Origin of the sequence: Arthrobacter sp. PsM3 (assembly GCF_030433895.1) — a bacterium.
Taxonomy (GTDB): Bacteria; Actinomycetota; Actinomycetes; order Actinomycetales; family Micrococcaceae; genus Arthrobacter.
Genome location: NZ_JARUXE010000048.1, coordinates 22,888 through 28,887, shown reverse-complemented (window position 1 = coordinate 28,887; position 6,000 = coordinate 22,888). Strand labels below are relative to the sequence as shown.

Annotated in this window: 5 protein-coding genes and 3 pseudogenes; 5 read left to right on the top strand and 3 right to left on the bottom strand. The window is 66.5% G+C overall.

Features of this window, described 5'->3' with window-relative positions; translation table 11 throughout:
- Positions 1–153: 153 nt before the first annotated feature.
- The 5 genes and pseudogenes from QCD75_RS19180 to QCD75_RS19160 all read left to right on the top strand — a co-directional run.
- Positions 154–291: pseudogene (locus QCD75_RS19180) on the top strand (IS3 family transposase); the annotation flags it as partial.
- A gap of 5 nt (positions 292–296) precedes the next feature.
- Positions 297–425, top strand: coding sequence for an IS3 family transposase (locus QCD75_RS19175; RefSeq protein WP_301231012.1), 129 nt, complete (start codon positions 297–299; stop codon positions 423–425).
- 30 nt (positions 426–455) lie between these two features.
- Positions 456–857: pseudogene (locus QCD75_RS19170) on the top strand (Tn3 family transposase); the annotation flags it as partial.
- A gap of 125 nt (positions 858–982) precedes the next feature.
- The gene (locus QCD75_RS19165) at positions 983–1,576 is read left to right on the top strand and encodes a hypothetical protein (protein WP_301231011.1); all 594 of its coding nucleotides are present in this window, start codon (positions 983–985) and stop codon (positions 1,574–1,576) included.
- Positions 1,577–1,624: 48 nt separating this feature from the next.
- Positions 1,625–2,212 (top strand): copper resistance CopC family protein, encoded by a 588-nt coding sequence (locus tag QCD75_RS19160; protein WP_301231010.1) that lies wholly within the window; start codon positions 1,625–1,627, stop codon positions 2,210–2,212.
- A gap of 54 nt (positions 2,213–2,266) precedes the next feature.
- On the opposite strand, the gene QCD75_RS19155 is transcribed toward QCD75_RS19160, so the two are convergent.
- From QCD75_RS19155 to resB, 3 genes and pseudogenes are all read right to left on the bottom strand, one after another.
- A complete protein-coding gene (locus QCD75_RS19155) occupies positions 2,267–2,743 on the bottom strand; it encodes a hypothetical protein (RefSeq protein ID WP_301231009.1) in 477 nt (158 codons plus the stop codon).
- A 428-nt stretch (positions 2,744–3,171) separates the two neighbouring features.
- Positions 3,172–4,286, bottom strand: a pseudogene (ccsB, locus tag QCD75_RS19150) (c-type cytochrome biogenesis protein CcsB).
- A complete protein-coding gene (gene resB / locus QCD75_RS19145) occupies positions 4,286–5,965 on the bottom strand; it encodes a cytochrome c biogenesis protein ResB (RefSeq protein WP_301231008.1) in 1,680 nt (559 codons plus the stop codon). Before resB ends, ccsB begins: the two are co-directional and overlap by 1 nt.
- Between the last annotated feature and the right edge of the window lie 35 nt (positions 5,966–6,000).

Here is a 6,000-nt window from a genome sequence, read left to right as displayed (position 1 = left end):
CACTACGCCGCCGGGATGTACACCCAACTCACCGTCAGTTAGCCCCGTGCGGGAAATATCCACATCGCAACATTGACGCCCGCGACCAGACGCCGGCAGGGGTGACAGAAGGTTTTGCCCCAAAAACAGTTGTGCCCGGTAACTTCAACGACCCTTAAGGGAATGATTGAGGGCATCCACGCTCAAAACTACGGCGTTTACGGGGCCCGGAAGGTCCACAAGGAACTGCACCGGCAGGACATCCCGGCAGCGCGCTGCACCGTCCAGCGGCTGATGCGCCAGAAGGGCCTGTCGCCGTGGCCGAATACGTAGATTGGTTCAACCACCGGCGTCTCCACGGCGAGATCGGCCACGTCCCGCCCGCTAAATACGAGCAGCTCCACGCCGGCCACCCGGCCCCGGAGCTGCTCTCAATTTCCGGCTAAAAACGCCTCCACAAAACCCGGGGCTTGACAATGGAACGGACCCTCTTCCTGCTGGACTGGCTCCAGGACCCCGGACTGCGCTGTAAAGTCACTGCCGGGCTGAACAAGGGCGAGGACCGGAACACCCTCGCCCGGGCCGTGTTCTTCAACCGGCTCGGCGAAATCCGTGACCCTTCCTTCGAGCAGCAGCGCTACCGCGCCAGCGGGCTGAACCTTCTGACAGCAGCCATCGTCCTTTGGAACACGGTCTACCTCGATCGCACCGTCACCACCCTGACCAACAGCGGCAGTAACATCGACCCCAAGCTCCTGCGGTTCCTCTCACCCCTGGGATGGGAGCACATCAACCTCACCGGCGACTACACCTGGCCGCGCGCCAACCACCTCAAGCCCGGCAAATACAGGCCACTACGACGGCCGGCGAAACCTTAGCGTCGGATATTTCACTTTTTCACAAGCCCCCCAATAAGGCTGTCGCCGTGCACGGCCGCCTGCTTTTGCCCGGCCAACACTTTCTACGTAGTGTAGAATTTTCTGCCTGAGGAAGGAGCCCAACGGTGAAACGTCGCGCGCCGTTTCGGGTCCCCAGGGCCCTCGCCGCGGCCGGGACGGCCCTCTTCCTTGCCGCAGCAGCTCATCTTGGCGCCGGGGGGGCACTGCCGGCGCCGCCGGTCATGGCAGCGCTGGCCGCTCTGGCGGCCCTCACCGCAGCGCCCCTTACCGCGCGGACCATGACAGCCCCCATCCTTGTCGGCTATCTCTTCGCCGGGCAGTTCGCCCTCCACCAGGCCTTCGCCGCACTGTCTGTCCCCGCAGCACCCGGGGGTGTGCCGGCTCCCCACGTACACGGCAGGACGGACGTTTCCTTCCAGGGATCCGTCGGCCAGCCGGGAGTCCCGGGCGCCTATCCAGCCGATGCCATGCTCGGGCTGCATCTTCTGGCCACGCTCGCCACCGCCCTGGTCCTCGCACGGGCCGAGGCCACGCTGTGGATGCTGGCCTCATGGCTGAAGACCCTGATAGCCCAGCCGGCTCCCGCGGCCCTGCCACCCGTATCCCGCACCGCAGCCACCGGCGAGGGGCGGCGCATCCACCTGGGAACTTCGCCCGGACGGGTCCCGGCGAGGGGGCCGCCGCGGACAGCGGCCTGATCGGCCGTCCCCGACACCCTCCCAACCACCCAGAATTGCGAACACACCATGAACCTGACCCACAAAAAGCGCGCACTCCTTTCCCTGGCCCTCGCGACCGGGCTGTTAATCCCTGCGATGGCCGCCGGGCCAGCGCAGGCCCATGATGCCCTTCAGTCCACATCCCCGGCAGCGGACACAACCGTGACCTCCACGCCAGAGACAGTCTCGCTAACTCTCTCGGAGCCACCGACCGATTCGGCCAGTCTGAACCTGAGCGTCATCACGGTCACCGACGGGGAGGGGAGAACAATCAGTGACGGAAAAGTGACCGTTACGGGCGCCACGATCTCCACGAAAGTCACCCCGGGGGCCAATGGAGCCCACAAGGTGCTGTGGCGGGCCGTCTCCTCCGATGGACACCCGATCGACGGAAACTACGCGTTCACCGTCCAGAACCCGTCCCGAACTGCGACGGCGTCGCCGGCGCAGACCTCCGCCCCCGCCTCAGCAGGCAGCACAGAAGTTGAACCGGCCAAAGGACCCAACAACGACAACGCGCTGCTCACGCTCGGCGTCGCGGCCGCGGTCATCGCTGCACTGGCCGGCATCCTCTTCCTGGCCCGCCGCAAGCGGGCGGGAAACGTGAACTCCTAAAGCCCGGTACGCACTCCCCGCCCGACCCAGGGACCGGACCACCCGGCACCAGAGTCAGCCCCGGGCGGCGGCCGCCGCGGCCGCCGTCCGGCGGAACCGGTACCGCGTCAGGACCCCGCCGGCGGTGGCGGCGGCCATGATGACCAGACCTCCTACGCCAATGTAAAATAGCACCGTTGACCAGCCCGACAGCGGCGCGGACGCATCTGCCGCGGCGACGATGGTCCCCCAGTACGCGATGGTGGCCGCCATCCAGAGAGCGCCGGCGGCAACCGTCAGCCAGGACCACCGCGAGAACCATGTTCGGCCAGGGCCGTATGACAATGCCACGGCCACGGCGACGACGCCGCCGACAGCCAGGAGCTGAAGACCAAGCAGGTAGGGCCCGGCGACCAGTCCGACCGGCACACAAAGCCCGCCGATGAGCACCAGGCGCCGGGCACCCAGTGGCATACCTGCGTCCGGACCCTTGCCGGAGCTGGAAGGCAGGGGGTTCTGGCGGTCGTCGTCGGCTGGAGACATCGTTTTCATGGATCCTTGAGAGAGTCGAGGTTGGGGGATGCACCTGCGGCGGCGCGACAGTGCGCACGCCTGGAGGCACAGGCTGCGTTAACTTCCCCCAGAGACGTTACAGCAACGCCTGAACAGATGTAGAGCGGGCAGATGACAGGAGGGGAGAGCACCTGTCCCGCTCCGGTAATACTGCGGCCTGGGGCAACAGCCGCTGATGGCCCTGTCATCATGCCATACCCTGGAGCTTCGGCCCCGGTTCTCAAGCGGCCGCCCGCCATCCCCGGCCTCTGAACATCCCCCGGAAGGCGCGCCCTTAACTCATTGATCCCGTCCTTTGCAGAGGAACACCAGCCGACCTCTTTCTGTTACATCCCGCACCGGAGGCGGCCCCCGTCCGAACCGGAGCCGGCCACCGAATATCGGCCGGGGATCCCGGCCCCGGGGAGCTACAGCCCGGAGTACGAGTGCAGGCCGCTGAAGAACTGGTTCACGATGGCGAAGTTGAAGACCACGCACAGGTAGCCGGCAATTGACAACCAGGCGGCGCGGGTTCCGGTCCAGCCCCGGGTGGCGCGTGCGTGCAGGTAGCCGGCGTAGACCACCCAGATGACGAAGGTCCAGACTTCCTTGGTGTCCCAGCCCCAGAAGCGGCCCCAGGCCTTCTCGGCCCAGATGGCGCCGAACATGAGCGTGAAGGTCCAGCCGATGAAACCGAGTGCGTTGATGCGGTAGGAGAGGTTCTCCAGGCTCAAGGCGGAGGGCACGAGGCGCATGAAGCCCAGCTTGTCCCCGCCCCCTCCGGCAGTGGTCTTCTGCCGGTGCGACTGGAGCAGTTGCAGGGCGGACATGGCGAACGTGAGCGTGAACAGGGCCGAGGAGATTACCGCGATCGAGACGTGGATGATCAGCCAGTAGCTCTGCAGCGCGGGCACGAGGTGCCCCACCGGCGTCCAGAACACGATGGACGCCGCCACCAGCATGATGATGGCCAGGCCGACCACGAACGTGCCCAGGAAACGCAGGTCGCGCCTAATCAGCACCACCAGGAAGACAGCCACCGCCACGAACGCGCCGGTGGTCAGGAACTCGTACATGTTGCCCCACGGCACCCGGCCTGCACCCAACGCGCGGGTGATCACAGCGGCCGCATGGATCACGGCGCCCAGGACGGTCAGCGCGACGGCCACCCGGGCGGAGGCACGAAGCTCGCCGCCGTAACGCATGCCGGCGTCGGCGGTCTGGACCACCCCTCCCGCGGCGCCACGGCCGGAGACGGCCGACGTCGGAGGCTCAGCGCGGCCCGCGGGCCCGGCCACATGCGCATCGGCGCGGTCAACGCCTCCTCCGGCGGCCCCTGCGCTGACGCCGACGGGTATGCGCGCGGCCTCGGTGTGGTCACCTGCCCGGCGAGCTCCGCGGCCCTAACATCCACCGCGCGCAGCATCTTGCTGCTCTTTGCCAGGTCCCAGGCGAACGCGATGAAGGCCACGGTATAGGTACCGGCGGCCAGCAGCATGAAGAGCTCGCTGTACTGGCCCAGGGTTTCGTTGAGGGGGAACATTACTGGTCCTTCTTGCTGGAGAAAAGGAGGGAGCCGGTGGCGGGATCACCGGGTGAAACACCCGGCAGCCACTGACGGCTGAGGAGTTCGCGGATGGCTGCGGCTTCGGTGGCGAGCCGGTGGTCTTCGCCGCGGGCCAGGAGACCGTATTCGACCATGGTGCGGCCGTCGTCGTGGGTGCCGGTGCGGGCCCAGACGCGGCGGCGGTTGACGTAGAGCGAAACCATGAGCCCGGCGATGGCGAGCAGGGCGAAGATCAGAACGCCGGTTTGACCCGGGGTGCTCCTGATGTCCACGCCGATGTAGCGCTTGAGGCCATCGAAGCTGATGGTGCCCTTACCGTCGGGCAGGGTGTAGCTGCCTCCCGGGCCGAGCGTGATCCCGCCGGCGGGCAGGTTGCGGCCGTTGAGCTGGGTGAGGGTTTTCACGTCCAGGTTATAGACGTTCTGGGGCACGCCCTTGTCCAGGCCGAGGTCGCCGTAGTAGGAGTTTAGGTTCAGTTGCGGGTTCAGCGGGTCCGGGTCGAAGCTGTATGCCACGCCTTCGGGACTCTTCACGGCGGAGGGAAGGAAAAACCCGGCGAAACCGAGCTGCGCCGGCTTGGCGTCGGGAACCTTAAGGACGACGGTGGAGGTGTAGACCGCATCGCTCGGGATGGAGACCACGGGTCCGCTGAAGGCGGTGTTCCCGTTGCCGTCCTTGACCGTGATGACCGGGGCGTAGCCGTTTCCAACCAGGAACATGGCCGCTTCACCGAAGTAGAGCGGGTCGTTGACCTTCAGGGTCCTGGCTCGCGGGGCCGCGTCCGGCGCGTTCCGGGTTGTCAGGCTTGCGGTGAAGTCGATCGGCTGGCCGAACTGTTTGGTGGATTCCCGGTCGAAGCGGACCTCGAACTTGTCCAGGGTGATGCCGAAAGGCTTAAGCCATGAGGACTGGAAGTTGGTCCCGGGTGCGAAGTTGTCATAGCCCACCAGAGTGTTGACGAATGTGTCTCCTTCGACGAGGATTTTTTGCCCCCGGAAGCCGAAAAGTCCCCCGACCGCCACACATACAAGCACGCCGATCAATGCCATGTGGAAGGTGAGGTTGCCGACTTCCCTCAGGAAGCCGCGCTCGGCGCCCAGGGAAGGCGTCGCGCCGTCGGCGTCCCGGACATCGACACGATAGCCGCGTTTGCGCAGCAGCATGGCGGCGTCCTGGATGGCGTCCGACGCCGGGATTCCAGCGTCGGCGGGCAGCACCAGCGTGCCGTATTCCGGCAGGCGGGAGAGCCGCTGGGGTGTGCGGGGAGGCTGGGACCGCAGGGCTTTGTAGTGCGCGGTGGCACGGGGCACCACGCAGCCGATGAGGGAAATGAACAGCAGGATGTAGATGGCCGAGAACCACACCGACGAGTAGACGTCGTAGAGCTGGAGGGAATCGAGGATCTTCCCGTAGTTCGGGCGGTCCTTGATGTACTGGGTCACGACGGCCGGGTTGGCCGGACGCTGCGGGAACAAAGAACCGGGCACCGCGGCCACGGCCAGCAGGAGCAGCAGAAACAGTGCCGTGCGCATGCTGGTGAGCTGCGTCCACGCCCAGCGCAGCATGGCCCTCCGGCCCAGAGCCGGGACAGCGGCCCCGGCCTTGGCGACTTCCAGCGATGAGCCGTCGGCCTCCGTTCTCTGGTGCCCGGACATCAGTTTCCTTCCTGCCAGCATGAGCACCGGCGGCC

What these genes read in the sequence shown, in the direction of transcription:
- QCD75_RS19160 (WP_301231010.1), top strand. Translation starts at nt 1,625, where the DNA reads ATGAACCTGACCCACAAAAAGCGCGCACTCCTTTCCCTGGCCCTCGCG.
- resB (WP_301231008.1), bottom strand. Translation starts at nt 5,965, where the DNA reads ATGTCCGGGCACCAGAGAACGGAGGCCGACGGCTCATCGCTGGAAGTC.
- QCD75_RS19155 (WP_301231009.1), bottom strand. Translation starts at nt 2,743, where the DNA reads ATGAAAACGATGTCTCCAGCCGACGACGACCGCCAGAACCCCCTGCCT.